29 protein-coding genes are annotated in these 25,666 nt (G+C 63.9%); 16 read left to right on the forward strand and 13 right to left on the reverse strand.

The window, feature by feature from the left end:
• Window positions 1-8: 8 nt before the first annotated feature.
• The 4 genes from ABIC94_RS10160 to bfr all read right to left on the reverse strand — a co-directional run bounded on the left by ABIC94_RS10160 (window position 9) and on the right by bfr (window position 2,663).
• Entirely contained in the window at window positions 9-818 is an 810-nt protein-coding gene (locus tag ABIC94_RS10160) for a DUF4198 domain-containing protein (protein ID WP_354372890.1), read from the reverse strand.
• A gap of 49 nt (window positions 819-867) precedes the next feature.
• A complete protein-coding gene (locus ABIC94_RS10165; protein WP_436317990.1) occupies window positions 868-1,368 on the reverse strand; it encodes a DUF2271 domain-containing protein in 501 nt (166 codons plus the stop codon).
• A gap of 53 nt (window positions 1,369-1,421) precedes the next feature.
• A complete protein-coding gene (locus tag ABIC94_RS10170) occupies window positions 1,422-2,066 on the reverse strand; it encodes a PepSY-associated TM helix domain-containing protein (protein WP_354372892.1) in 645 nt (214 codons plus the stop codon).
• Window positions 2,067-2,186: 120 nt separating this feature from the next.
• Window positions 2,187-2,663, reverse strand: coding sequence for a bacterioferritin (gene bfr / locus ABIC94_RS10175; RefSeq protein ID WP_354372893.1), 477 nt, complete (start codon window positions 2,661-2,663; stop codon window positions 2,187-2,189).
• Between the two features lie 244 nt (window positions 2,664-2,907).
• Between bfr and ahpC the strand changes: the two genes are divergently transcribed.
• Both ahpC and ahpF read left to right on the forward strand, forming a co-directional pair.
• Window positions 2,908-3,480, forward strand: coding sequence for an alkyl hydroperoxide reductase subunit C (gene ahpC / locus ABIC94_RS10180; protein ID WP_021006525.1), 573 nt, complete (start codon window positions 2,908-2,910; stop codon window positions 3,478-3,480).
• Between the two features lie 90 nt (window positions 3,481-3,570).
• Window positions 3,571-5,145 carry an alkyl hydroperoxide reductase subunit F gene (gene ahpF / locus ABIC94_RS10185; protein WP_354372895.1) on the forward strand — a complete coding sequence of 525 codons (1,575 nt, stop codon included), beginning with the start codon at window positions 3,571-3,573 and terminating at the stop codon, window positions 5,143-5,145.
• A gap of 31 nt (window positions 5,146-5,176) precedes the next feature.
• On the opposite strand, the gene ppsR is transcribed toward ahpF, so the two are convergent.
• On the reverse strand, window positions 5,177-5,998 hold the full coding sequence (ppsR, locus tag ABIC94_RS10190; RefSeq protein WP_124959280.1) for a posphoenolpyruvate synthetase regulatory kinase/phosphorylase PpsR: 822 nt from the start codon (window positions 5,996-5,998) through the stop codon (window positions 5,177-5,179).
• Window positions 5,999-6,188: 190 nt separating this feature from the next.
• On the opposite strand from ppsR, the gene ppsA reads away from it, so the two are divergent.
• The 7 genes from ppsA to dnaB all read left to right on the forward strand — a co-directional run bounded on the left by ppsA (window position 6,189) and on the right by dnaB (window position 12,499).
• Entirely contained in the window at window positions 6,189-8,582 is a 2,394-nt protein-coding gene (gene ppsA, locus ABIC94_RS10195; RefSeq protein WP_354372896.1) for a phosphoenolpyruvate synthase, read from the forward strand.
• Window positions 8,583-8,794: 212 nt separating this feature from the next.
• Entirely contained in the window at window positions 8,795-9,334 is a 540-nt protein-coding gene (locus tag ABIC94_RS10200; protein ID WP_354373153.1) for a hypothetical protein, read from the forward strand.
• A gap of 114 nt (window positions 9,335-9,448) precedes the next feature.
• Window positions 9,449-9,823 carry a 30S ribosomal protein S6 gene (gene rpsF / locus ABIC94_RS10205; protein ID WP_280817253.1) on the forward strand — a complete coding sequence of 125 codons (375 nt, stop codon included), beginning with the start codon at window positions 9,449-9,451 and terminating at the stop codon, window positions 9,821-9,823.
• A gap of 7 nt (window positions 9,824-9,830) precedes the next feature.
• On the forward strand, window positions 9,831-10,148 hold the full coding sequence (gene priB, locus ABIC94_RS10210) for a primosomal replication protein N (protein WP_354372897.1): 318 nt from the start codon (window positions 9,831-9,833) through the stop codon (window positions 10,146-10,148).
• 21 nt (window positions 10,149-10,169) lie between these two features.
• Window positions 10,170-10,451, forward strand: coding sequence for a 30S ribosomal protein S18 (gene rpsR, locus ABIC94_RS10215; RefSeq protein WP_007830781.1), 282 nt, complete (start codon window positions 10,170-10,172; stop codon window positions 10,449-10,451).
• A 12-nt stretch (window positions 10,452-10,463) separates the two neighbouring features.
• Window positions 10,464-10,916, forward strand: coding sequence for a 50S ribosomal protein L9 (gene rplI / locus ABIC94_RS10220; RefSeq protein WP_354372898.1), 453 nt, complete (start codon window positions 10,464-10,466; stop codon window positions 10,914-10,916).
• Window positions 10,917-11,089: 173 nt separating this feature from the next.
• A complete protein-coding gene (gene dnaB / locus ABIC94_RS10225) occupies window positions 11,090-12,499 on the forward strand; it encodes a replicative DNA helicase (protein ID WP_354372899.1) in 1,410 nt (469 codons plus the stop codon).
• On the opposite strand, the gene ABIC94_RS10230 is transcribed toward dnaB, so the two are convergent.
• The 7 genes from ABIC94_RS10230 to ABIC94_RS10260 form a co-directional block, all read right to left on the reverse strand.
• Window positions 12,493-13,233 carry a helix-turn-helix transcriptional regulator gene (locus ABIC94_RS10230; protein WP_354372900.1) on the reverse strand — a complete coding sequence of 247 codons (741 nt, stop codon included), beginning with the start codon at window positions 13,231-13,233 and terminating at the stop codon, window positions 12,493-12,495. The genes dnaB and ABIC94_RS10230 overlap by 7 nt on opposite strands.
• Window positions 13,233-13,700, reverse strand: a complete 468-nt coding sequence (locus ABIC94_RS10235) for a 6-O-methylguanine DNA methyltransferase (protein ID WP_354372902.1) — start codon at window positions 13,698-13,700, stop codon at window positions 13,233-13,235. The genes ABIC94_RS10230 and ABIC94_RS10235 overlap by 1 nt, the downstream gene beginning before the upstream one ends.
• Complete coding sequence (locus ABIC94_RS10240) at window positions 13,697-14,167, reverse strand: GyrI-like domain-containing protein (RefSeq protein ID WP_354372904.1); 471 nt, start codon at window positions 14,165-14,167, stop codon at window positions 13,697-13,699. The genes ABIC94_RS10235 and ABIC94_RS10240 overlap by 4 nt, the downstream gene beginning before the upstream one ends.
• 44 nt (window positions 14,168-14,211) lie before the next feature.
• Complete coding sequence (locus ABIC94_RS10245; RefSeq protein WP_354372905.1) at window positions 14,212-14,589, reverse strand: VOC family protein; 378 nt, start codon at window positions 14,587-14,589, stop codon at window positions 14,212-14,214.
• A 161-nt stretch (window positions 14,590-14,750) separates the two neighbouring features.
• Complete coding sequence (locus ABIC94_RS10250) at window positions 14,751-16,550, reverse strand: PhoH family protein (protein ID WP_354372906.1); 1,800 nt, start codon at window positions 16,548-16,550, stop codon at window positions 14,751-14,753.
• A 211-nt stretch (window positions 16,551-16,761) separates the two neighbouring features.
• Window positions 16,762-17,238 (reverse strand): peroxiredoxin, encoded by a 477-nt coding sequence (locus ABIC94_RS10255; RefSeq protein WP_007830801.1) that lies wholly within the window; start codon window positions 17,236-17,238, stop codon window positions 16,762-16,764.
• A 135-nt stretch (window positions 17,239-17,373) separates the two neighbouring features.
• Window positions 17,374-17,757: an Mth938-like domain-containing protein gene (locus ABIC94_RS10260; RefSeq protein WP_354372907.1), complete on the reverse strand. Its 384-nt coding sequence runs from the start codon at window positions 17,755-17,757 to the stop codon at window positions 17,374-17,376.
• A 100-nt stretch (window positions 17,758-17,857) separates the two neighbouring features.
• Here ABIC94_RS10260 and ABIC94_RS10265 point away from each other — a divergent pair, with 100 nt between their 5' ends.
• The 6 genes from ABIC94_RS10265 to ABIC94_RS10290 all read left to right on the forward strand — a co-directional run bounded on the left by ABIC94_RS10265 (window position 17,858) and on the right by ABIC94_RS10290 (window position 24,040).
• A complete protein-coding gene (locus ABIC94_RS10265; protein WP_337314546.1) occupies window positions 17,858-19,087 on the forward strand; it encodes a pyridoxal phosphate-dependent aminotransferase in 1,230 nt (409 codons plus the stop codon).
• 25 nt (window positions 19,088-19,112) lie between these two features.
• Window positions 19,113-20,435: a homoserine dehydrogenase gene (locus tag ABIC94_RS10270; protein ID WP_354372908.1), complete on the forward strand. Its 1,323-nt coding sequence runs from the start codon at window positions 19,113-19,115 to the stop codon at window positions 20,433-20,435.
• 21 nt (window positions 20,436-20,456) lie between these two features.
• Entirely contained in the window at window positions 20,457-21,872 is a 1,416-nt protein-coding gene (gene thrC, locus ABIC94_RS10275) for a threonine synthase (protein WP_354372909.1), read from the forward strand.
• Between the two features lie 84 nt (window positions 21,873-21,956).
• Complete coding sequence (gene mobB, locus ABIC94_RS10280; protein WP_354372910.1) at window positions 21,957-22,502, forward strand: molybdopterin-guanine dinucleotide biosynthesis protein B; 546 nt, start codon at window positions 21,957-21,959, stop codon at window positions 22,500-22,502.
• The gene (locus ABIC94_RS10285; RefSeq protein WP_354372911.1) at window positions 22,495-23,775 is read left to right on the forward strand and encodes a molybdopterin molybdotransferase MoeA; all 1,281 of its coding nucleotides are present in this window, start codon (window positions 22,495-22,497) and stop codon (window positions 23,773-23,775) included. Before mobB ends, ABIC94_RS10285 begins: the two co-directional genes overlap by 8 nt.
• 13 nt (window positions 23,776-23,788) lie before the next feature.
• Complete coding sequence (locus ABIC94_RS10290) at window positions 23,789-24,040, forward strand: MoaD/ThiS family protein (RefSeq protein WP_354372912.1); 252 nt, start codon at window positions 23,789-23,791, stop codon at window positions 24,038-24,040.
• On the opposite strand, the gene ABIC94_RS10295 is transcribed toward ABIC94_RS10290, so the two are convergent.
• Window positions 24,027-24,923 (reverse strand): 4-hydroxy-tetrahydrodipicolinate synthase family protein, encoded by an 897-nt coding sequence (locus ABIC94_RS10295; protein ID WP_354372913.1) that lies wholly within the window; start codon window positions 24,921-24,923, stop codon window positions 24,027-24,029. The genes ABIC94_RS10290 and ABIC94_RS10295 overlap by 14 nt on opposite strands.
• A 253-nt stretch (window positions 24,924-25,176) precedes the next feature.
• Between ABIC94_RS10295 and ABIC94_RS10300 the strand changes: the two genes are divergently transcribed.
• The gene (locus ABIC94_RS10300) at window positions 25,177-25,653 is read left to right on the forward strand and encodes a molybdenum cofactor biosynthesis protein MoaE (RefSeq protein ID WP_354372914.1); all 477 of its coding nucleotides are present in this window, start codon (window positions 25,177-25,179) and stop codon (window positions 25,651-25,653) included.
• Window positions 25,654-25,666: the final 13 nt, after the last annotated feature.

The following is a 25,666-nucleotide window of genomic DNA, read 5'->3' on the forward strand; positions in this document are numbered from 1 at the left end:
GTGCGGAGTCAGGGCATCACTTCAAGGGTGGCCGCGTAGCTCAGCCGGCGCTCCTTGGCTTGCGGCACCGTGGTCTTGTTGTCCTTGGTGTTGGCGTCGAGCCAGTACATGCCGGCGGCTGGCCAGGTCACGCTGAACTGGCCCTTGTCGTCGGTCTTGAGCTTGATCTCGTCGAGCTTGTCGCGGTACTGGGTGTTGCCGGCGGTCACCGTGACTTCGAGGTTTTTTGCGGGCTGGCCATCGATGTTCAATGTGAAGCTGGCTTTCTCGCCCTTGACGAGATCGGTCGGGCTGCCTGTCACGATCAGCTCCAGTCCCTGGCCGATCGGCTTGAGCGCCGAGGGCTTGCCCACCGTCACAAAGGTCTCGATGCGACCGGAAGACTGGGTGATGGTGACGTCCTGCGCGTCAGCGGGGATTTCCTTGGCGATGGTCTCGGCCGTGCCGCGCGCGCGCTTGTTCTGGCCGGTGGCCTTGTCCTTCCAGTTCGCGAAGGCGCCGGCATTGATCACGGCGATGCGATACGTGCCAGCCTGCGCGACGTTCACGTCGAACACATTGCGCAGCTTGAGCTTGGCTTCGCTCTCGGGCTTCACGGTGCTGCCGTCGGGTGCGGTGATCTGTAGGCCGTCGAGCCGCAGCGGTGCGTGGTTTGCCACGAACAGGTCGTTCGACACGGCGGCGTCGATCGAAACCGTGTCGGCTTTGGAAAACACGGTAGACGAGGGCAGCAGCCAGGCGTTGTGCGCCGTGGACGCGGAAGCGATGGCCGAGAGGGCAATGGCGAAGCCGGTGGCGCGCAGGGAGAAGCGGGTCATGGGAAGGTCCTTGATGGGTGAAGCTTGCTGGGGAGGCGGCGCGGCCGGCTCAGGGCTTGAGCTCGAGCTTGATCTCGCCGAGCTCTTCCTTGCCGGCTGCGGTAGGTTGCGATGCCGCGGCGGGCGGCCACTGGAAGGGAATGCTCACGACCTCGCGGCCACCGACTTCACGCGCCGCCTCGACCACCAGCTTGTAGGCGCCGGGCGCGAGCTTGGGCATGGGCCCCGTGCCCTCGGTGAAGCTCAACTGGTGCTTGCCGGCGGGCTTGGTGGCACCGGTCACGCCATCGACGGGCACCGCGAGTTCGCGGCCGCCGCGACGCCACCACTGGCGCATGTCCTTGAGCCATTTCGTGCCTTCGCCTTCGGGGTTGTTCGTCTTGGTGCGCACGTCGTACCACACGGCCAGCGTGCCTGCGACCGTGTTGTCGGCGCGTTCGATCCAGGTTGCCACATAGGGGCGGTGATATTCGGAGGCATTCAGCCGGGGAATCTCGATGTTGACAGCCAGGCCCGCCGCAAAGGCAGGCGCTGCGAACAGCGCCGACATGGCGATGGGCGCGAGTGAGTAGCGAACGTGCACTGGAAACCTCTTTTTCCGAATCAATGAATGAACAGCAGCGCGAGCAGCACCGGCACGACGAGTCCCATGCCCACCATCGGCCAGGTGAACGGCCGGTTGCCCGCGTGCATCTTGAGAATGAACAGCCCGGTGATCGAGAAGACCAGCGCGGCACCCGCGAAGATGTCGATGAACCAGCTCCAGGCTGCGCCGGTGTTGCGGCCCTTGTGCAGGTCGTTGAAGTAGGAAAGCCAGCCGCGGTCGGTGCGCTCGTATTCGATCTCACCGTCGGCGAGGCTCAGGCGCAGCCAGGCATCACCGCCCGGACGGGGAAGCGAGAGATAGATTTCGTCTTCCGACCACTCGGCTTCGTGGCCGGCGGTGGCGACATCCCAGTTCTTCTGAATCCAGCCCTGCAGTTCGGCGGGCAGGGGCGCCTTCCCCTTAAGGATCTTGGCCGCAGGTAGCTGTTGTTCAAGGCGGGCGCGCAGCGCCTCGTCGACCGAGCCGCTCAGCTTCGTGATGGCCGGCTTCGCCTCGATCTGTCCCGCGTGATTGAGAGTGAAGCCCGTGACGCTGAACAGAATCATGCCGATCAGGCAGATGGCTGAACTGACCCAATGCCATTCGTGCAGGGTCTTGAGCCAGTAGGCACGGCGGCGGTTGTCGGGGCGGGCGGCAGTCATCAAAGGCGCGGATTTTATCCATGCGAATGAGAATTACTGCCATTTGAGGAGCGTTAAGTTACGTAAAGTAATAAAAAACGGGACCGAAGTCCCGTTTGGTGCGAAAGCCGATGGCTGGCTTTATTCGAGCTCGCCCATCTGCGCCTGCAGATAGTTCTGCAGCCCGACCTTGTCGATCAGGTCGATCTGGGTTTCGAGGAAGTCTATGTGCTCTTCCGTGTCGTCCAGAATTTCTTGCAGCAGGTCGCGCGAAACGTAGTCGCGCACCGTTTCGCAGTAGGCGATGCCGTCCTTGATGGTGGCTTGCGCGCCGGTTTCGGCGCCCAGGTCGCAGCCGAGCAGCTCGGGCACGTCTTCGCCGATGTTCAGCTTGCCCAGGTCTTGCAGGTTCGGCAGGCCGTCGAGCATGAAGATGCGGTCCATCAGCTTGTCGGCGTGCTTCATTTCGCCGATCGATTCTTCATATTCCTTCTTGGCCAGCTTGTCCAAACCCCAGTGCTTGAGCATGCGGTAGTGGAGGAAGTACTGGTTGATCGCGGTGAGCTCGTTCTTGAGCTGCGCCTGCAGATGTTCGATGACCTTGGGGTCGCCCTTCATGGTTTTTCCTTATTCTGAAAGCACCGATTGTGAGAGGGGCGGGCAAGCACTTGCAAGCAATCCCATGCTGCGCCGGTCTGCATGCGTTTGATGGTGATACACGTTCGTATTCGGCCTTCGCTGACGTCATCGCAAACATAGCAAGCCGCAATGCTTTTAATAGTTGATTGCTATCAAAATATGAAGATTGGTAGTTATACTCATGGCTCGTTCTTTTCATTAGCCACCACCAAGGAAACAGTAAATGTCCCTGATCAACACCGAAATCATTCCCTTCAAGGCCACCGCGTATCACAACGGCAAGTTCGTGCCCGTCAGCAACGACAACTTCAAGGGCAAATGGTCGGTTGTGGTGTTCTACCCGGCTGACTTTACGTTCGTGTGTCCGACCGAACTCGGCGACCTGGCCGACCATTACGCTGAATTCCAGAAGCTCGGCGTGGAGATCTATGGCGTGTCGACCGACACCCACTTCACCCACAAGGCATGGCACGACACCTCGGACACCATCGGCAAGGTCAAGTACCCGCTGATCGGCGACCCGAGCCAGCAACTGGCCCGCGCCTTCCAGGTGCTGATCGAAGAAGGCGAAGACGCCGGCCTCGCATACCGCGGCACCTTCGTGATCGACCCCGAAGGCAAGATCAAGACCATCGAAGTGCACGACAACGGCATCGGCCGCGACGCTGCCGAACTGCTGCGCCGTGTGAAGGCTGCCCAGTACGTGGCCGCCCACCCCGGCGAAGTCTGCCCCGCCAAGTGGACCGAAGGCGCCGAAACGCTCAAGCCTTCGTTCGACCTGGTCGGCAAGATCTAAACGTCCCTGCGCGACAGCCCGGGCGCTCACGAGGCCCCGGGCTTTTTTGTTCCCCGTTGATAGTTTTCAGATATCGAAAGTGAATCCGTCATGCTCGACGCCAGCACCAAAGCCCAATTGAAGAGTTACCTCGAACGCGCCACGCAGCCGATCGAGATCGTCGCCTCGCTCGACGACAGCAAGGCCTCGGGCGAAATGCTGTCGCTGCTGAAGGACGTTGCCGAAGCCTCGCCGCTGGTCACGCTGACCGAAAGCCGCGACGACAACCATCGCAAGCCCTCTTTCTCGGTCAACCGCCCGAGCGAGAACCACGGCCCGCGTTTCGCCGGCCTGCCGATGGGCCATGAATTCACGTCGCTGATCCTTGCGTTGCTGCAGATCGGCGGCTATCCCCCTAAGGTCGAAGACGCCGTGCTCGAGCAGATCCGCGCGCTCGACGGCGACTTCGAATTCGAGATCTACGTTTCGCTCACCTGCCACAACTGCCCCGACGTGGTCCAGGCACTGAACCTGATGGCGATCCAGAACCCGCGCATCCGCACCACGATGATCGAGGGCGGCACCTTCCAGGACGAGGTCAAGGAGCGCCAGGTGATGGCCGTGCCCACCGTCTTCCTGAACGGCACCGAGTTCGGCCAGGGTCGCATGAGCCTGGAAGAAATCCTCGCGAAGATCGACACCAGCGGCGTCGAGCGCGAGGCCAGGAAGATTGCCGGCAAGGACCCGTTCGACGTGCTGATCGTCGGCGGCGGCCCCGCAGGCGCCGCGGCTGCCGTGTATGCAGCGCGCAAGGGCATCCGCACCGGCGTGGCATCGGAGCGCTTCGGCGGCCAGGTGCTCGACACGCTCGGCATCGAGAACTTCATCTCGATCAAGGAAACCGAGGGGCCGAAGTTCGCCCATGCGCTCGAAGAACATGTGCGCGACTATGACGTCGACATCATGAACCTGCAGCGCGCGAAGGCGCTGGTTCCGGGTAAGGACCTGATCGAAGTACAGCTCGAAAGCGGTGCTTCGCTCAAGAGCAAGTCGATCATCATTTCGACCGGTGCGCGCTGGCGCAACATCAACGTGCCCGGCGAGCACGAGTTCAAGAACAAGGGCGTGGCGTACTGCCCGCATTGCGACGGCCCGCTGTTCAAGGGCAAGCGCGTCGCGGTCATCGGCGGCGGCAATTCGGGTGTCGAAGCGGCCATCGATCTGGCCGGCATCGTGGGCCATGTCACGCTGATCGAGTTCGACACCGCGCTGCGCGCCGACGCCGTGCTGCAGCGCAAGCTCAAGAGCCTGAAGAACGTCGACGTGTTCACCAACGCGCAGACCACCGAAATCACTGGCGACCAGAAGGTCAACGGCCTGGTCTACAAGGACCGCGCGACGGGCGAGCTGAAGAAGGTCGAGCTCGAAGGCGTGTTCATCCAGATCGGCCTGGTGCCCAACACCGATTGGCTCAAGGGCGTGGTCGAGCTCACCAAGCACGGTGAAATCGTGGTCGACGCCAGGGGGCAAACCTCGGTGCCGGGCGTATTCGCTGCGGGCGACGTGACGACGGTGCCGTTCAAGCAGATCATCATCGCGGCAGGCGACGGCGCGAAGGCGGCACTGGGTGCGTTCGATCACCTGATCCGGACCTCGGCGCCGGTGGAGGGAACTGCCGCCGCCTAAAAAGCGGCTGTCAGATTGCCGGGCGGCCGGTTCAGTAAACCAGCCGCTCGGGCTTCAGTTCCTGCAGGATGGTGGTCGCAATTTCCTCGATCGACTTGGTCGTGGTCGAAAGCCACCGGATGCCGGCCCGCCGCATCATGGCCTCGGCCTCGCTCACCTCGTTGCGGCAGTTCTCGAGGCTGGCGTAGCGCGAATCCGGACGGCGCTCGTTGCGGATCTGGCTCAGCCGCTCGGGCTGGATGGTGAGCCCGAAGATCTTCTTGCGATGGGGCATCAAGGCAGGCGGCAGCTGGCGGCGCTCGAAATCTTCCGGAATCAGCGGGTAGTTGGCCGCTTTCAGGCCGTGTTGCATGGCCAAGTAGAGGGAAGTCGGCGTCTTGCCGCTGCGGCTCACGCCCACCAGAATCACGTCCGCGCCCTCGAGATCCCGGTTGCTCTGGCCGTCGTCGTGGGCCAGGCTGAAGTCGATGGCCGCGATGCGGGCGTCGTATTCCTTGCTCTTGCTGACGTCGCTGAAGCGGCCGATGCGGTGGTTCGACTTCACGGCCAGCTCGATTTCCAGCGGCCGCACGAAGGTGCCAAACATGTCGAGCAGCATGCCCTTGCAGCCAGTCTCTATGACTTCGAGCACCTCCATGTTCGCCAGCGTCGTGAAGACGATGGGGCGCACGCCTTCCAGCTCGGCCGTGTGGTTGATCTGCCGTACCGCCTGGTGCGCCTTGTCGACCGTGTCGGTAAAAGGCAGCCGAACATGGCGCGGCTTCATCTCGAACTGGGCGAGCACGGCGTTACCAAAGGTTTCGGCGGTGATGCCGGTGCCGTCTGAAATGAAGAAAACAGTGCGTGTGTGCATGGTGTAGCTCTTGCGGCCTTGTCCTGCGGCGCGCGCGACCTTGCCACGCCTACAATTCGGGCCATTATCGGGAATCCGCTTTCCCACCTCCAATTCTTTCCATGCACACCGCGCCCGCACCCAAAGCAACGACAACGATCGTGCCGCGCCGTCTGCATGCAGCACCGGTTTCAACTTCTGGAGCTTTCCCATGTCTGCACTTTTCGACGCGACCGCCCTGGTCGTACCGTTTGAAAACCTGAGGATGACCGACGTCGAGTCGGTCGGCGGCAAGAACGCCAGCCTCGGCGAAATGATCTCGCAACTGCCCCAGGGCGTGCGGGTGCCCACGGGTTTTGCAACCACGGCGCACGCGTTTCGCCAGTTTCTGGCCCACGACGGACTGGCCGACAAGATCAGCAAGCGGCTCGCCGCCTTGGACACCGAAGACGTGCGGGCGCTGGCCGTGGCCGGTGCCGAAATCCGCGCGATGGTCGAGGCCCAGCCTTTCCCCGCCGATCTGCAGAAAGCCATTGCCGACGCCTTCGCGAAACTGAGCGCCGGCAACCCCGCCGCCTCTTTTGCCGTGCGTTCCTCGGCCACGGCCGAAGACTTGCCGGATGCTTCTTTTGCCGGCCAGCAGGAGACCTTCCTCAACGTGGTCGGGATCGACGACGTGCTGCACAAGATGAAGGAGGTGTTCGCCTCCCTCTACAACGACCGCGCGATCAGCTATCGCGTGCACAAGGGCTTTGCGCACGACGTGGTCGCGCTTTCGGCCGGTGTGCAGCGCATGGTCCGTTCCGACCTCGGCGCCGCCGGCGTGATGTTCACCATCGACACCGAGTCGGGCTTCGAAGACGTGGTGTTCATCACCTCCAGCTATGGGCTGGGCGAAACGGTGGTGCAAGGCGCCGTGAACCCTGACGAGTTCTACGTGCACAAGCCCACGCTGCGTGCCGGCAAGCGCGCGGTGATCCGCCGCAACCTGGGTTCGAAGCTAATCCAGATGGAGTTCGCGACGCCTGAAGAAAAGAAGGCCACCGGCAAGCTGGTGAAGACCACCGACGTCAAGGCCGAACAGCGCAACCGCTATTCGCTGAGCGACGCCGATGTCGAACTGCTTGCCAAATACGCGCTGGTGATCGAAGAACACTACGGCCGCCCGATGGACATCGAGTGGGGCAAGGACGGCACCGACGGCCAGCTCTACATCCTGCAGGCGCGCCCCGAGACGGTGAAGAGCCAGCAGCAGGGCAAGGCCGAGCAGCGCTACAAGCTGCTGGGCAAGGGCGCCGTGCTGGCCGAAGGCCGTGCCATCGGCCAGAAGATCGGCACCGGCCCCGTGCGGCTCGTGCACAACATCAGCGAGATGGACAAGGTGCAGGCCGGCGACGTGCTCGTCACCGACATGACCGACCCCAACTGGGAACCGGTGATGAAGCGCGCCGCCGCCATCGTCACCAACCGCGGCGGGCGCACCTGCCACGCGGCCATCATTGCGCGCGAACTCGGCATTCCGGCCGTGGTGGGCTGCGGCGACGCCACCGACCTGCTGAAGGAAGGCACGCTGGTGACCGTGAGCTGCGCCGAGGGCGACACCGGCTTCATCTACGACGGCCTGCTCGAGACCGAGGTGACCGAAGTGCAGCGCGGCGTGATGCCCGAGATCGACATCAAGCTCATGATGAACGTCGGCAACCCCCAGCTGGCTTTCGACTTCGCGCAGCTGCCGAACCACGGCGTGGGCCTGGCGCGGCTCGAGTTCATCATCAACAACAACATCGGCGTGCACCCGAAGGCGATCCTCGACTACCCGAACGTCGACAACGACCTGAAGAAGGCCGTCGAGTCGGTGGCCCGCGGCCATGCCTCGCCGCGCGCGTTCTATGTCGACAAGGTGGCCGAAGGCATCGCGACCATTGCAGCGGCCTTCTGGCCCAAGCAGGTCATCGTGCGCCTCTCGGACTTCAAGTCGAACGAGTACCGCAAGCTCATCGGCGGCAGCCGCTACGAGCCGGAAGAAGAAAACCCGATGCTCGGCTTCCGCGGCGCCGCCCGCTACCTGAGCAAGGATTTCGGCGAGGCTTTTGCCATGGAATGCGAGGCGCTGAAGCGCGTGCGCAACGAGATGGGCCTGGTCAACGTGCAGATCATGGTGCCCTTCGTGCGCACGCTGGGCCAGGCCGAGCGCGTGACCACGCTGCTCGGCGAGCACGGCCTGAAGCGCGGCGAAAACGAACTCAAGCTGATCATGATGTGCGAGGTGCCGAGCAATGCGATCCTGCCCGAGGAGTTCCTGAAGTTCTTCGACGGTTTCTCGATCGGCTCGAACGACCTGACTCAGCTCACGCTCGGCCTGGACCGCGATTCGGGGCTCGAGTTGCTGGCCGCCGACTTCGACGAGCGCGACCCGGCCGTCAAGGCCCTGCTGAGCCGCGTCATCAAGGCCTGCAAGGCCGAAGGCAAGTACGTCGGCATCTGCGGCCAGGGCCCCAGCGACCATCCGGATTTCGCGCTTTGGCTGGCGGAACAGGGGATCGAGTCGATTTCCCTCAACCCGGACAGCGTGATCGACACCTGGCAGCAACTCGCCAAGCGCTGACAGGCGGGGAGAGCGGGGGCTCGTACCCGCCACGCGACAGACTGCGGGAACTCCCATTGGGGAAATTCCCGCTTCTGTGCTGCACAAATGAATCAAAATGTGTTCCTAATGTCGGACTTGTGAACCTCGCAAGGCGGCAAGCCGCTTGCGGGTTTCGCATGGCGAAAAAAGCGTTCGTCGCCAACCGGCGGTATATCGCGGAAGAAACCATCATGATTCTTGTCAAGACAGAAGCCGGACAACAGGTTTTCAAAGACCGCTCGGTACCGCTTTCGCCGCGCCAGCGGACGGCTTTCATCCTCTTCGACGGCAAGCGCTCGGTCGATGAGGTGCTTGCCGCGGGAAACGGCATTGCGCGCGAAGAGATCGACCAGATGGTCGATTTGGGGCTGCTCCAGCCGGTAGGGGGAGTCAAAGCGGCTGCACCCAAGGCGCCCGAGCCCGCCGCCGCAGGCAAGACGGCGCTACCGAGGTCACCCGAACCCTCTGCCGGAGGCAAGGCGCCCGAGGCCGCAAAGCCAAGGCCGGCAGAACCCGCGCCGGCTGCCGGCCGCAGCAAGCAGCAGCGCTACAAGGACGCCTATCCGATTGCCACCCAGTTGACCGGTGCCCTCGGGCTGATGGGTTTCCGGCTCAATCTGCAGGTGGAAGGCACGACGAGCTACGAAGATCTCGTGGCGCTGGCACCCAAGATACGCGCCGCGGTCGGCGCCGAGAAGGCGGCCGCCCTGGACAAGGCCTTGAACGACTGAGCCTGGACCAACGCCGCGCCTATAGTGCTACAATAGCCGGCTTTGCCTTGCCACACTGCGCCCGACGCTGCAGGTGGCTTTTCCTCTTCCACGGAAGAATCCACAAGGAGTGCCATGCGTCACTACGAAATCATTTTGCTGATCCACCCGGATCAGAGCGAACAAGTTCCGGCCATGCTGGAGCGCTACAAGGGCCTGATCACGGCCGGCGGCGGCAAAGTCCACCGCGTTGAAGACTGGGGCCGCCGTCAGTTGGCTTACCAGATCAACAAGCTCAACAAGGCGCATTACCTGTGCGTCAACATTGAAGCCGAGCAAACCGTGATGGGCGAACTCGAACACGCGTTCAAGTTCAACGACGCCGTGCTGCGCCACCTCACCGTTCAGAAGAAGAAGGCCGAAACCGGTCCTTCGTCGATGATGAAGACGGTCGAGCGCGAAGAAGCGCGCAAGGCCCAGCAGGCCGAGTACGCCGCCAACAACAGCTGATAGCGGCGTGACCGCTGCCGCTGCTGCGGCAACCGGGGTCAATCAGCTTCTGCTGACAGCCTCCGTTGCCGAACTCGGAGCCTTGCGATACACGCCGGCCGGCCTTCCCGCCATCGATCTGAAGCTCGAACACGAGTCGACGCTCCATGAGGCAGGAAAAGCCAGGCAGGTGAAAACGGCCCTCAAGGCCGTTGCCTTCGGCGCCATCGCCGAACGGCTCGCAACGCAGTCGATGGGAAGTCTCTGGCGTTTTCAGGGGTTTCTCGCGACACCGGGCAACGGCAAGCATCCGGTCCTGCACATTCAGGATTTTCAGCAAAATTAATTTTCGACAAGAGGTCCCCAAATGGCCACGTTCAAGAAATTCAACAAAGACAAGCGCCCGAAGCGCAACACCCAGTCGCTGCTGTTCAAGCGCAAGCGCTTCTGCCGCTTTACCGTCGCTGGCGTCGAGGAAATCGACTACAAGGACATCGACACGCTGCGTGACTTCATCAGCGAAAACGGCAAGATCATCCCCGCACGCCTGACCGGCACGCGCGCGATCTACCAGCGCCAGCTCAACACCGCGATCAAGCGCGCACGCTTCCTCGCGATGGTGCCGTACAGCGACCAGCACCGCGTCTAAGGAGCAAGCACCATGCAAATCATTCTTCTGGACAAGGTTCTCAACGTCGGCGGCCTGGGCGATATCGTCAAGGTCAAGGACGGCTATGCACGCAACTTCCTGATCCCCTCGGGCCGCGCCCGCCGCGCCACCGCTGCCAACAAGGCCGAATTCGAAGCCAAGCGCGTCGAACTCGAGAAGGCTGCGGCCGCCAAGCTGGCTGAAATGCAAGCCCAGGGCGAGAAGCTCGGCGGCACGACTGTCAAGCTGACCCAAAAGGCCGGCGTCGACGGCCGTCTGTTCGGCTCGGTCACCAACGGCGACATCGCCGAAGAGCTCGGCAAGCAGGGCTACAAGGTTGTCAAGTCGCAGGTGCGCCTGCCCAACGGCCCGATCAAGGTCGTCGGCGACAGCACGGTGAGCGTTGCTTTGCACACCGACGTGGTGGTCGACATCACCGTGACGGTCTACGGCGAAACCGCCTGATCGTCATTGCGGCGCCTTGTGCGCTGCCGCAAAAGCCGCCTCCGGGCGGCTTTTCTTTTTTGCGCCATTGAGTTTTCCAGTGCCTTGCACCGGAAGATCACCGTTTATTCACAACCTTGTCCACACGCGCAACGCTGTGAGCGGCTTAGCATGCAGGGTTGCAAGGGAAGTCCATGTCCGCCGTTTTCTCCTATGCCGACAATGACCCGTCGGCCGATCGCCAAGTCGCCCAACTTCGCATTCCGCCTCACTCGATCGAGGCCGAATCGAGCGTGCTCGGCGGCCTGTTGCTCGACAACGGCGCATGGGACCGCATGGGTGACCTGCTGGTCGACGGCGACTTCTACCGCCACGAGCACAAGCTGATCTACGCGGCCATCGGCGGGTTGATCAATGCCAGCAAGCCGGCCGACGTCATCACCGTTTACGAGCAGCTGCAGGGCCTTGGCAAGGCCGACGAAATCGGCGGGCTGGTCTACCTGAACTCGCTCGCGCAATATGTACCGAGCGCGAGCAACATCCGCCGCTACGCGGAGATCGTGCGCGAGCGCTCCATTTTGCGAAAGCTGGTGTCCGCGAGCGACGAGATCGCGACCAACGCCTTCAATACGCAGGGCAAGTCGGTCGACAAGATCCTGGACGAGGCCGAACAGAAGATCTTCAACATCGGCGAAGAAGGCACGCGGATGAAGCAGGGCTTCCAGAGCATGGATGCCCTGGTGGTCGAACTGCTCGATCGCGTGACCGAGATGGCGGAGAACCCGAACGACATCACCGGCGTTCGCACCGGCTTCTACGAGTTCGACAAGATGACCTCGGGCCTGCAGCCGGGCGACATGATCGTGCTGGCCGCGCGGCCTTCCATGGGCAAGACCTCGCTGGCCATCAACATCGCGGAGCACGTGGCCCTCAACGAAGGACTGCCGGTGGCGGTTTTCTCGATGGAAATGGGTGCTTCGCAGCTGGCGGTGCGTATCGTCGGCTCGATCGGGCGCATCGATCAGGGGCACCTGCGGACCGGCAAGCTCAGCGACGAAGAGTGGCCGCGCCTGACCGAAGCGATCGAGAAGCTGCGCAACGTGTCGCTGCACATCGACGAGACCCCGGGCCTCACCACCAGCGAGCTGCGTGCCAACGCGCGCCGCCTGGCGCGCCAGTACGGGCGGCTGGGCCTCATCGTGGTCGACTACCTCCAGCTCATGAGCGTGTCGACCAGCATGAACGACGAGAACCGCGCAACGGCCGTGGGCGAAATTTCGCGCGGCCTGAAGATGCTCGCCAAGGAGCTCAAGTGCCCCGTGATTGCGCTGTCGCAGCTGAGCCGCGGCGTTGAAAGCCGTACCGACAAGCGCCCCATGATGAGCGACCTGCGCGAATCCGGCGCCATCGAGCAGGACGCGGACATCATCATGTTCATTTACCGCGACGACTACTACGACAAGAACAGCAAGGAGCCGGGCGTGGCCGAGGTGATCATCAGCAAGCACCGGAACGGACCCACGGGTACCGTCAAGCTGACCTTCCTCAAGCCGCTCACCAAGTTCGAGAATATGGCCAGCTACGGCAGCGGCGACGACTACTGACGTTGCGGATTCATTGGGGCTGTTGCTGTTTCTGCAGTTTTGCATTCGGCCGCGGCCCGCGCCTTCAGCTGGCGCGTCATGTCCGCCAGCGTCTTGCCCGCTTCGTCGCGAAAACGCTCCGGCAGCACATCGACCGCATCCATGCGGTCGAGGCGAAAACCGCGAAAGTCGTTGCGCAGTTCGCACCAGGTCGAAAGTGTCCAGACCTTGCCCCAATAGAAGCAGCCGAGCGGGCGCACGGTGCGTTCGCTGGCATCGCCTGATACATCGCGATAGCTGAGGCGCAGCTTCTGATGCGCTTCCACGGCCTCGCGCAAGATCTGCAGCCTTGCGCGGATGGTGTCGTCCAGGCCCAGTGCGGGAGCGTAGAGCGCCAGCGCTTCCGCCGAGACGCGGGCCGCCGCCGGCAGCACCGAGAGAATCTTGCCCAGCCCTGTTTCGATGTTGCGCGCCAGCGCCGGGTCGACCCAGCTCTGCGCGAGCCGGGCCGCGGCCACGAGCGCCGAAGCCTCCTCCTGCGTGAACATCAGCGGCGGCAGCTCGAAACCAGCCCCCAGCCTGTAGCCCACGCCGGCTTCGCCCTCGATCGGCACGCCCTGATGCTGCAGATCGGCCACGTCGCGGTATACGGTGCGTTCCGACACTTCCAGGCGCTGCGCCAGGAAGGCGGCCGTGGTGAGCCGGCGCCCGCGGATGAGCTGTACGAGCTGGAACAGGCGGTCGGCGCGGCGCATCAGTGTGTCCGGGCCGGCTTCTTCGCGAAGTCTTCGACGAAGTAGCGCTTGCCGCGCTGCACGACCGTGTGGCCTTCGGCTTCGAGCTTGGTCATTTGCGCCTCGATGCCGCCGGGGTACTTGGCATTGAGCTCGCCGCCGCTCTTGAGCGTGCGCCAGTAGGGCGTCCTGGCATCCGGCTGGACGGCTTCTTCGGCCGCATGCGCAACCATGTGCGCAAAGATCGCCGTGGTCACGGTGCGGCCGATGGTGGCGTGGTGGCGCACGGCAATGTCCTCGCCGATGCCGAACACTGTGGCGAGCCGGCCCTCGGGAACGCCGCGCATCGCTTCTTCGATCTCGCGCGGCGAAGGCGTGGCAATGGTGCCCTCGCCATGCCGCTTGCGCATGGGCAGCGGGATCTCCTTCACGTTGGGCAGGTGAGGGTAGCCGGCGAGCCTGTCGCGCCAGCTCTTCTTGGTGCTCATGAAACTCCGATATGGATCGTCACTTTGTCCGGCCCCTCGTAGGCTTCGAAATCGCTGCGGTAGCGGCGCGTGATTGTCGGGTGCGCCTCGAAATACTGCCAGATGCGCTGCCAGGTGGCGATCACCATCTGCGGCATTTCGCCTTGGCCCGCAAAGACGAGATAGTCGCCGGCCTCGATGGCTCTCGCTTCGCCCGTCGCATCCGAGACGGCCACGCCCACAGTCACGTCGAACGCGCCATGGGCGTCCGATTCGTAGCCGGAGTAGACACCGAAGATGCGGGCGTCGCCTGTGCGATGCGGCGTCGCCTGGTAGGTCTCTTCTCCGAAGAAGCGATTCCACAGTGCACCGATGCGCGCCGTTGCCGGATCGTTCTCTTCGCGGTTGGTGGTGCGGGCCGTGAGGCCTGCAACCTGGAAAGCGCCATGGTGCTGGCGGACGGGTTCCATCTGGTTCTTCTCCTGCATATGCAATGTTCGGGGCCCGGTACGAGGTTCTACAGCTTTGTCGGTCAGGCCAGTGCGTGAAGGCCGACCTCGTTGCCTTCGGTGTCGCGCAGATGGGCGATGAAACCCATGCCTTCGGGCAGCGCGGACTTCGGGGCGACGATCTGGCCGCCTGCCGCCTCGATGCGGGAGAGCACCGCATCGATGCTCGGCATGCAGTCCAGATAGATGCGGATGCCGCTGCCCGCGCGTGCGCTGGGGTTGGCGTTGGCGCCGGCCTGCAGGGCGCCGCCCGTGGCGGGATTGTCGTAGGGAAAAACGGCCAGCGTTTCGCCGCCGAAGTCTTGGCGGCGCAGCTTGCGGCCAAGCACGGTTTCGTAGAAGGCCTGGGCGCGGTCGATGTCGGCGACGGGAATCTCGAACCAGCTGATGACGTTTTGCATGAAGTGCTCTCTTTCGTTTTTGCGTTGGAAGGAGCCTCGATGGTGCGGACCGGCTCCTGACAACGTCTTGTCAGGAGCCTGTCATCACGGGCGAAAAAAAGCCCGCGATGCTCGTGGGAGCATGCGCGGGCTCGATCGGCCGCGGGCCGTGAATAGGCGGCTTAGAGCACGTCGCTCGCGAAGTCGGCCAGCCGCGAACGCTCGCCGCGCGCCAGCGTGATGTGGCCGCCGTGCGGCCAGCCCTTGAACTTGTCGACCGCGAAAGTAAGCCCCGAGGAGCCTTCCGTGAGGTAGGGCGTATCGATCTGCGCGAGATTGCCCATGCAGATGATCTTGGTGCCCGGACCGGCCCGGGTGATCAGCGTCTTCATCTGCTTGGGCGTCAGGTTCTGCGCTTCGTCGATGATCACGTACTTGTTCAGGAAGGTGCGGCCGCGCATGAAGTTCATGCTCTTGACCTTGATGCGACTGCGGATCAGCTCGTTGGTGGCCGCGCGGCCCCATTCGCCCGCGCCGCCGCCGTCGCCCTTGGCCAGGAACTCGAGGTTGTCATCGAGCGCGCCCATCCAGGGGCCCATTTTTTCTTCCTCGGTGCCCGGCAGGAACCCGATGTCCTCACCCACGCTCACCGTAGCACGGGTCATGATGATCTCGGTGTAGCGGCGGTCGTCCAGCACCTGCGTCAGGCCCGAGGCCAGCGCCATCAGCGTCTTGCCGGTACCTGCGGTGCCGGTGAGCGTGACGAAATCGACTTCGGGGTCCATCAGCAGGTTCATCGCGAAGTTCTGCTCGCGATTGCGCGTGTTCACGCCCCATACCGCGTTCTTGCCCGAGCTGTAGTCCTTCAGGGTCTTGAAGACTGCGGTCTTGTCGCGGATTTCGGTCACGCGCGCGTACATGCTCGGCTCGCCCGGCGCTTCGAAGTAGACGAACTGGTTGATGTACAGGTTGGGCACCAGCGGACCGCTGACGCGGTAGAAGGTGTTGCTGCCGCTTTGCCAGCTCTCGACGGTCTTGCTTTGGCGCGTCCAGAAATCGGGCGGCAGCGCGAGCGAGCCCGCATAGAGCAGGTCGCCGTCTTCCAGGGTCTTGTCGTTCTGGTAGTCGTCGGCGGCCAGGCCGAGGGCGCGTGCCTTGACGCGCATGTTGATGTCTTTCGACACCAGCACCACCTCTTGCTTCGGCCGGCCGGGCTGGTCCTTGGCGTAGAGATCGCGCAATGCCTGAACCACGCCGAGGATCTGGTTGTCCGCCTTGCCCTGGGGCAGGCTGATCGGCAGCGAATAGTCGAGCGGTGCGGTCTGGAAGAACAGTTTGCCGCCGGCTTCGCGGTGGCCCGTGGTGTCGAGCTTCAGGCCCTTGGCAATGTCGGCGTCCTGCGCCGCCGCCAAGGCATCGAGCGTGCGGCTGGTTTGGCGGCCGTTGCGCGCCACTTCGGTGGTGCCCTTCTTGTGGCCGTCCAGTTCCTCCAGCACGATCATCGGCAGGAAGATGTCGTGTTCCTCGAAGCGGAACAGGCACATCGGATCGTGCAGAAGCACATTCGTGTCGAGCACGAACAGCTTGGCCGGGCCATTGGACTTGGCGCGCTTGGTTCGCGCCGGAGCTTGCGGAGCCGCGACTTGCGACGGTGCCGGCACATAGGCGGGCGGCGGGGCCTCGGGCTCGCTGCGGGCAGCGGGCCTGTGCTCCTGGCTGCGTTCCTGATTGCGCTCCTGACCGCGGGAGGGCGCGGTTTTGGACCTGCCGCGGGTCGCGGGGGCTACCTCGGTGCCGCCGCCGACCGCGTCGGCCTCATTTCGGTCGAACAGTTCCAATGGCTGGGAGCCGCTTGTTGAAGCCGAATCGGTGCGCGATTCGCCCGAACGGCGCGTTCCCCTGTGCGAGGAGCGGGCGGGTGCATCGTGCGCATCCGGCGAGAGCAATGCGGCGCGTTTCGTGGGGGCGGGGGGCAATGGCATATGTCAGGTCGCTCGCAGGAAGTGGAAACCAGAAAACGAAAAAGCCGCCTGTAGACCAAGGCGGCTTTGTTCGGGGGATGCGGTCGTGGAGCTCAACGGCATGAGGCCATTATGCACACCGGCGGTGACACGTCTCGTGCTCTTTGCATTGTTCGTTGGGCATTCCCCACGCGATGATGCAAAAGCGCACAGAACGCGCTTCTTGTAACCGTCAGGCTGCCTTCTTGAGCGCCTTGACGGCCTTGAGCACGTCGTCGACATGGCCGGGGACCTTGAGTCCGCGCCATTCGGCCTTGAGGATGCCGTCGGCGCCGATCAGGAAGGTGCTGCGCTCGATGCCCTTGACCTTCTTGCCGTACATGATCTTGTTCTTGACCACGCCGAACATGTGGCACATTTTTTCTTCGGTGTCCGCGATGAGTTCGAACGGGAGTTCGAGCTTGGCCTTGAACTCGTCGTGCGACTTCATGTTGTCGCGGGACACGCCGAACACGGTGGCACCGGCTTTTTCGAAGTCTTTGTAGCGGTCGCGAAACTGCATGGCTTCGGTCGTGCAACCCGGAGTGTTATCTTTCGGGTAAAAATACATGACCAGCACGTGGCCGAGATGCGAGGTATTCGAGACTTTCAAGCCGCCCGTGGCGTTGGCGTCGAATTCAGGAATGGGTTTGTTGACAACGATCGCCATGAAACTTGTTTTCTCCGTTGGTTTCCATTTGGTCGAGCGCTTTGGGGCACACTCGACGGATGGAGGATTGGTCGTTGCTAACTGAGGGCAGCTGGCCTGTTCGCAACCCGGTATTTTACCCCGAAAAGCTCCCCCTCAGCCATCCTGGGGCGGTTCGACCAGCAGGGCGGCGATTACATGGCGGCCTTCGCCGGCCAGGATGTTGTAGGTGCGGCAGGCAGCGGGGGTGTCCATGGTCTCCACGCCGGTGCGCTTCGCCATCAGCGGCTGGAGCCACGCGGCCTGCGGAAACCGGATGCGGGATCCGCTTCCGAAAATGACCAATTCCGCGCCAAGCGACGCCAATTGGGCGAAATGTTCGGGCCCAAGCTGGTCGAAGCGGCTGCAATTCCATTCGAAGCGCTCGCCGCGGGAGCCGACCACCACGCTGCCCTCGACCTTCTCGTTGTTGATCGCGACCCACCCGGGGCCGTGTGCGGTAAGGGACTGGGCGTCGGATTTGTCGGGCTGGAGCTTCATCGGGGCACTGGGAACTGTGGTCAAATTATAGGTTTTCCCCAGTGACACGAGGCCTCCAAGGGCCTTTCGACATCGAGTAACCCGCGCCCGGGAGGGCCCTTTGAAGCAGTTCAAGAAATCGGCCAAGCTGGCCAATGTGCTCTACGACATCCGCGGCCCCATCATGGACGCCGCGAAGCAGATGGAGGAAGAGGGCCAGAAGATCATCAAGCTCAACATCGGCAACCTGGCCGTGTTCGGGTTCGATGCGCCCGAGGAAGTGCAGCAGGACATGATCCGCAATCTGCCGGCCTCGGCGGGTTATTCGGACAGCAAGGGCATCTTCGCGGCCCGCAAGGCCGTGATGCACGAAACGCAGAAGCAGGGCATTGCGGGCGTCACGCTCGACGACATCTACCTGGGCAACGGCGCCAGCGAGCTGATCGCCATGGCGACCAATGCGCTGCTGAACGACGGCGACGAGATGCTGCTGCCGGCGCCCGATTACCCCCTTTGGACGGCCGCATCGAGCCTGTCGGGCGGCACGCCGGTGCATTACCTCTGCGACGAGGCCAACGGGTGGATGCCCGACCTGGACGACATCCGCGCCAAGATCACGCCACGCACCAAGGGCATCGTGGTGATCAACCCGAACAACCCGACCGGCGCGCTCTATTCCGACGAGCTGCTCAAGAGCATCGTGGCCATTGCGCGCGAACACGACCTGGTGATCTTCGCGGACGAGGTCTATGACAAGGTGCTGTACGACCACGTCAAGCACACCGCCATCGCGAGCCTTTCGACCGATGTGCTCACGCTCACCTTCAATTCGCTTTCCAAGAGCTACCGTTCGTGCGGCTATCGCGCGGGCTGGCTCGTGGTGTCTGGTGACAAGAAGCGCGCGCAGGACTACATCGAGGGCCTGAACATGCTCTCGAACATGCGCCTGTGCGCCAACGTGCCCGGGCAATGGGCCATCCAGACCGCTCTCGGCGGCTACCAGAGCATCAACGACCTGGTGGGCGACGGCGGCCGGCTGCGGCGCCAGCGTGACCTGGCCTATGAACTGATCACCGCCATTCCAGGCGTGAGCTGCGTCAAGCCCAGCGCTGCGCTCTACATGTTCCCCAAGCTCGATCCGAAGATCTATCCCATCGAGGACGACCGGCAGTTCTTTCTCGAACTGCTGAGAGAAACCAAGGTCATGCTGGTGCAGGGCACGGGCTTCAACTGGGCGACGCCGGACCACTTCCGCATCGTGTTCCTGCCTCATGAGGACGACCTGCGCGAAGCGATCCATCGCATTGCCAAATTCCTGGAGCTGTACCGCCTGCGCAGCAAGACCGACTGATACGAACCCTCAACGCGAATCTCCAATGAAACCCATTCAAGTAGGCCTGCTCGGTGCAGGCACGGTCGGTAGCGGCACCTTCAAGGTGCTGCTGCGCAATCAGGAAGAAATCAAGCGACGTGCGGGCCGGGGCATCGAGATCACGATGGTGGCCGACCTCGACCAGGCGCGTGCGCGCGAAGTGGCGGGCGAGGGCGTGCAGGTCGTCGCCGATGCGCGCGACGTCATTGCCAACCCGGACATCGACATCGTCATCGAGCTGATCGGCGGCTACGGCATTGCGAAGCAACTCGTGCTCGAGGCCATTGCGGCCGGCAAGCACGTGGTCACGGCCAACAAGGCGCTGCTTGCGGTGCACGGCACCGAAATCTTCGCGGCCGCGCACGCCAAGGGCGTGATGGTGGCCTTCGAGGCCGCGGTGGCCGGCGGCATCCCGATCATCAAGGCGCTGCGCGAAGGCCTCACGGCCAACAGCATCCAGTGGCTGGCCGGCATCATCAACGGCACCACCAATTTCATCCTTTCGGAGATGCGCGACAAGGGGCTGGATTTCGCCACCGTGCTCAAGGAGGCGCAGCGCCTGGGCTACGCCGAAGCCGACCCCACCTTCGACATCGAAGGCGTCGACGCCGGCCACAAGGTCACGCTGATGAGCGCCATCGCGTTCGGCATTCCGGTGCAGTTCGACAAGGCGCATATCGAAGGCATCACCAAGCTGGCCGCGCAAGACATCAAGTACGCGGAACAGCTCGGCTACCGCATCAAGCTGCTTGGCATCACCAAGCGCACCGCGCAGGGCATCGAGTTGCGCGTGCATCCGTCGCTCGTGCCGTCGAAGCGGCTGCTTGCGAACGTCGAGGGCGCCATGAACGCCGTGGTGGTGCATGGCGATGCCGTGGGCACCACGCTGTACTACGGCAAGGGCGCGGGCAGCGAGCCGACCGCCAGCGCGGTGATTGCCGACCTCGTCGACATCACGCGCCTGCACACGGCCGACGCCGCGCACCGCGTGCCGCACCTGGCCTTCCACCCCGATGCGATGAGCGACCTGAAGGTGCTGCCGATGACCGAGGTGGTCACCAGCTACTACCTGCGCCTGCGCGTGGCCGACCAGGCCGGCGTGCTCGCCAAGGTAACGGGCCTGCTCGCCACCGCGGGCATCAGCATCGACGCGGTACTGCAGCGCGAAGCCGACGAAGTGGGCGGAGAAGGTTCCACGCAGACCGACCTGATCATCCTCACGCACGACGCGCGCGAAGGCACCGTGAACGACGTGCTCGCCGAACTGCAGGCCCTGCCCACGGTGTTGCAGCCGATCGTGCGTATCCGCAAGGAAGAGCTGTCCTGAGGGCGGCGCAAGAGACATACCGTGAACTACCTGAGCACCCGCGGGCACCCGGACCGCAAGCGTTTCTGCGAAATCCTGCTTGAAGGCCTCGCGCCGGACGGCGGGCTTTACCTGCCCGAGCACTATCCGCAAGTCGATACCGCCACGCTCGCGAAATGGCGCGAGCTGCCGTATGCGGAGCTGGCGTTCGAGATTCTCTCGCTCTACATCGACGACATTCCGCCGGCCGACCTGAAAGCCATCTGCGCCAAGACCTACACGCCCGAGGTGTTCGGCAGCGAAGAAATCGTGCCGCTGCGCGAGCTCGAAGACGGCGTGTACCTCGAGGCTCTGTCCAACGGCCCGACGCTGGCCTTCAAGGATATGGCGATGCAGCTCCTGGGCAACCTGTTCGAGTACGAACTGGCCCGCCGCGGCGCCGAGCTCAACATCCTCGGTGCCACCAGCGGCGACACCGGCAGCGCGGCCGAGTACGCCATGCGCGGCAAGAAGGGCGTGCGCGTCTTCATGACCTCGCCGGACGGCCGCATGAGCCCGTTCCAGCAGGCCCAGATGTTCAGCCTGCAGGACGAGAATATCCACAACATCGCCGTCACCGGCGTGTTCGACGACTGCCAGGACATCGTCAAGGCGGTGTCGAACGACCTGGGCTTCAAGCGCAAGTACCGCATCGGCACGGTCAACTCGATCAACTGGGCGCGCCTGCTCGCGCAGGTCGTCTATTACTTCGCCGGCTACTTCCAGGCCACGGCAAGCAACGACAAGCCCGTGAGCTTTACCGTGCCGTCAGGCAACTTCGGCAACGTGTGCGCGGGCCACGTGGCGCGCATGATGGGCCTGCCCATCCACACGCTGGTGGTGGCCACCAACGAGAACGACGTGCTCGACGAGTTCTTTCGCACCGGCATCTACCGCGTTCGCGCGGCGGCCGACACGCATGAAACGTCGAGCCCTTCGATGGACATCAGCAAGGCCAGCAATTTCGAGCGCTTCGTGTTCGACCTGGTGGGCCGCGATGCCGGCAAGCTGCGCTCGCTGTTCGTCGACGATTTGGGCCGCCAGGCCCGCTTCGACCTGAGCGGCGAACCCGCATTCAAGCAGGCGGCAGAACGCTTCGGCTTCAAGAGCAGCCGCAGCACGCACGCCGACCGGCTGGCCACCATTCGCGATACCGACAAGCGCTTTGCCACCTTGGTCGATCCGCACACGGCCGATGGCCTCAAGGCCGCGCGCGAGCACCTCACGCCCGGCGTGCCGATGGTGGTGCTCGAAACCGCGCTGCCCATCAAGTTTGCCGCCACGCTGGTGGAGGCTCTCGGCCACGAGCCCGCGCGGCCGGCCAGGTTCGAAGGCATCGAGGCGCTGCCCAAGCGGGTGGTGAAGCTTCCGGCCGATGTCGAAGCCGTGAAGGCCTACATCGCCCAGAACTGCGATTGACTGTCGCCGCACGCCGAAATGGCCGCCCCGCATTTGCACATTTGCATTCGGCTGTTGCCTAGATAGCAGCCACAGGAATTCGACATGAAGGTGATCGGCTTTTCCGGGTACTCGGGTTCAGGCAAGACCACGCTGGTCGAGCGCCTGATTCCGGTGCTCAAGCTCCACGGCCAGCGCGTGTCGGTGGTCAAGCATGCGCACCACAAGTTCGACATCGACCATCCCGGCAAGGACACCTATCGCCATCGCGAAGCCGGCGCCTTCGAGGTGGTCGTGGCGTCGGACAAGCGGCTGGCGCTGATCCGTGAATTCGAGCAGCCCGCGCAGCTCACGGTGCACGACCTCATTGCAGAGCTTCACGACGGCGTCGACTGGGTGCTGGTCGAGGGCTTCAAGCACAGCGACCTGCTGAAGATCGAAGTCTGGCGCGCGCCCGAAGCCGGCAAGCCGCCGCGGCCGTCGCAGTACCTGGAAGACGCCTTCGTGACCGCCATTGCGACTGATGCGCCCACGAGCCTGCCCGCGCCAACGAGCCTGCCCATGTTCGACCTCGACGACATCGAGGGCATCGCGCAGTGGTTGATCGACAGCGGAAGCCGCTTCGAATACAACCCCGAACATCATGGCTGACACCGCTCCTCCTCCCTCGCGCCCGCCGCTGATGGCGCTCGATGAAGCGCTGGCGAGCCTGCTCGAAAAAGCGCAACCGAAGCTCCCCGCCGAAAGCGTTGCCACCTTCGATGCGGACGGCCGGGTGCTTGCGCAAGACCTTGTCTCCGCGCTCACCGTGCCGCCCCGGGACAACAGTTCGATGGATGGCTATGCGGTGCGCGTGGCCGATTGCACCGCGCCTGGCGCCTTGCTCCAGGTTGCGCAGCGCATCCCCGCCGGGACCGTGGGCACGCCGCTGGTGGCCGGGACGGCGGCGCGCATCTTCACCGGCGCGCAGATTCCCGAAGGCGCGGATGCGGTCGTCATGCAGGAAGACACGCAGGCCGTGCCGCAGGAAGGCGGGCTCGGCGCGGTGCGCATCCAGATCGCCCCCGCTGCCGGCCAATGGATTCGCAGGGCCGGAGAAGACGTGGCATCCGGCGACGTGGTGCTGCGCGGCGGCGAGCGCCTGACGCCCGCCGCGCTTGGGCTCGCTGCGAGCATCGGCTTCGACCGGCTCCAGGTGGCGCGACGGCCACGCGTGGCCCTGCTGTCCACCGGCGACGAACTGGTGATGCCCGGAGAAGTCGCACCCGAGGCCATGAAGCCGGGCGCCATCTACAACTCCAACCGCTTCTTCATGCGCGCCTTGCTGCATCGGCTGGGTTGCGAGGTGAACGACCTGGGCATCGTGCCCGACAAGCGCGAAGCCACCATCGAGGCGCTGCGCGGCGCTGCCGAGAACAGCGACCTGATCATCACCACGGGTGGCGTGTCGGTGGGCGAAGAAGACCACATCAAGGCTGCCGTGCAGGCGCTCGGCGAATTGCAGCTGTGGTCGCTTTCCATGAAGCCCGGCAAACCCTTCGCCTACGGTTCGATCGCAAGAGCCGGCGGGGACGCGCAGGGCCGCTGCCACGTGACGGGGTTGCCCGGCAACCCCGTCTCCAGCTTCCTGACCTTTCTGCTGCTCGTGCGTCCTTTCCTGCTGACGCTGCAGGGTGCCGCACGCGTGGCGCCAGAGCCCGTGCAGATGCGCGCCGACTTCGAGTGGCCGCGCGCCGACAAGCGCCGCGAGTTCCTGCGCGGGCGCCGCAACGCAGCCGGTGGGCTCGACCTGTTCGCCAATCAGAGCTCGGGCGTGCTGACGTCGATGGTCTGGGGCGACGGCGTCGTCGACAACCCGCCGGGCCGGACCATCAAGGCTGGCGACACCGTGAATTTCATCCCCTTGGCCTCGCTGCTGGCCTGAAGCACGGAAGCACATGAAGGTCCAGATCCGTTATTTCGCCTCCGTGCGCGAGGCGCTCGCCACCAGCGGCGAAACCGTCGAAACCGGTGCCGGCACGCTGGCCGCCTTGCGCGACGAACTCATTGCCCGCGGCGGGGCGTACGCCGCGGCGCTTGCACGAGGCAAGGCCGTACGCATGGCGCTCGACCAGGTCATGAGCGACGAGGCGGCCGCGCTGCGCGACGGCGCCGAAGTCGCCTTCTTTCCGCCGGTTACGGGCGGCTGAGCCGAGCGTTCAGTTCTACCAGCCGGTCGCGCAACGCATCCGACGCACGGGTCATCGGCGAACGCAATTCGTCGCTCATCGATCCGTTGTGCGCCAGCAGCGCCTTGAGCGGCGCCGGATTCGGTTCGGCAAACAGCATCTCTATCAACGGCTGCAGCAGCTGCCATTCGGCGCGCGCTTCCGCAAGCCGGTTCTCGGCCAGCAGACGCAGCACCTGCACGAAGCGCCGCGTCTGCACATGGCCGCTCGCTGCAATGGCGCCGACACCGCCTTCGGCCACCGTGCTGAAGATCTGGTGGTCTTCGCCGGACAGCACCTGCAGCCTGCCGTCCGCAATCACGGCGCGCGTCTTGGCCATGTCGCCGCCGCAGTCCTTGATGCCTCGAATGCGCGGGTGCTCGGCAAGGGTCAGCAGTGTTTCGCGCGCAATGGTCGCGCCGGTGCGGTAGGGAATGTCATAGACCAGCACCGGTGCGGCGCTGGCGTCGGCGATGGCGCGGAACCACTCGAGCAGACCGGCCTGCGAGGGCCGGATGTAATGCGGCGCGGGCACCTGCAGCCCCGCGAGGGGTCGTTCGGCGAGCCGCCGTACCCAGGCCGTCGTCTTGCCCAAGTGGTACCCCGAGAGGCCCATGATGATCGGCAGCCCGTCCGCGGCGGCTTGCACAGTGTCGAGCGCGGCCAGCTGTTCCGCTTCATCGAGCGCGGCGGCTTCGCCCGTCGAGGCGCAGACCACGAAACCGGCCACGCCGTCATCGGCGAGCCGGCGTGTCAATGCCGACAGCGCGGCGTGGTCGACGGCACCGCTGCGAAACGGCGTGACAAGAGGAATCCAAAGGCCCGAGAAATCAGGATTGGCGGAGGGGTTTGACGATTGCGGCACGCGAGCTTCCTTTGAGGAATCGACCGATGGAAAAGAACCGTCGTTCGATGCGCGCGCAACCCAAATCGGGGCCAAGGCCTTTGCAGGTTCCGTCGCTCATCCGACGACGGAACCGCGGCTCCGGTCAGACGAGCTTTGGTTTTTTGGCTTTGCTGCCCTGGCGCGCGCGGCTGCTTTCGAGGTGCGAAAGCACCGTGGAGAGCGTGGCGTGGCAAGGCATTGCCGAAGTCTAGCGCGGTGCCACAATCCCGGCATGAGCGATGCACGCGTTTCGATCCAGACAGCCGATTTCGACCTGGGACAGGAGGTCGCCGCGTTGCGTGCCGGCGACAAACGCGTGGGCGCGGTGTGCAGTTTTGTTGGTACCGTGAGGGACCGCAACGACGGAAGCACCATCGCCTCGATGGAACTCGAGCACTACCCCGGTATGACCGAGAAAGCCATCGAGGCCATGATCGATGAGGCGCACAAGCGCTTCGACATCCTGGCTGCACGCGTGATCCACCGCGTGGGCCTGCTGCAGCCGCTCGACCAGATCATGATGGTGGCAGTGGTGTCGGCCCACCGCGGCCAGAGCTTCGAGGCCTGCGAGTTCCTGATGGACTATCTGAAGACGCAGGCGCCATTCTGGAAAAAAGAGCAGACGCCTGAAGGCGCACGATGGGTGGATGCGCGGGTCAGCGATGACGCGGCATTGGCGCGCTGGGGCATCACCGCCAACAACGCCTGATCTTTTCCCTCTC

This window comes from Variovorax paradoxus (assembly GCF_040544635.1).
In the GTDB taxonomy this organism is placed as follows: domain Bacteria; phylum Pseudomonadota; class Gammaproteobacteria; order Burkholderiales; family Burkholderiaceae_C; genus Variovorax; species Variovorax paradoxus_R.